This window comes from Micromonospora sp. DT228 (assembly GCF_049841595.1).
GTDB lineage: Bacteria > Actinomycetota > Actinomycetes > Mycobacteriales > Micromonosporaceae > Micromonospora.
Window position 1 is genome coordinate 1 of record NZ_JBNCKO010000086.1, and the last position, 292, is coordinate 292.

The following is a 292-nucleotide window of genomic DNA, read 5'->3' on the forward strand; positions in this document are numbered from 1 at the left end:
AGGTGGCCCAGGTTGTCCAGCTTCGACTCCTGCAGGCTCGTCGCGATCGAGATGACCGCGGCGCGCTCGGGCAGGCCAGCCTTCTTCGTGGCGACGATGATCGCCTTGACGTTGGCCGTCTTCTCGTCGGTGAGATCGATGTGCGACTGGTCGCCCTGCGGCTTCGGCGCGGTGGTCTGCACAGCCACAGCGACGGGCTTGGCATCCAACGGGTTGGCGTGGGCGGCGATCGGACCGGCGAAGACACCACCGGCGAACGCGAGACCAGCAACGGACAGCACACTCTTACGCA

General features: G+C 66.4%; 1 pseudogene. It reads right to left on the reverse strand.

Features of this window, described 5'->3' with window-relative positions:
* Positions 1-292: pseudogene (locus ACLQ29_RS35525) on the reverse strand (hypothetical protein); the annotation flags it as partial.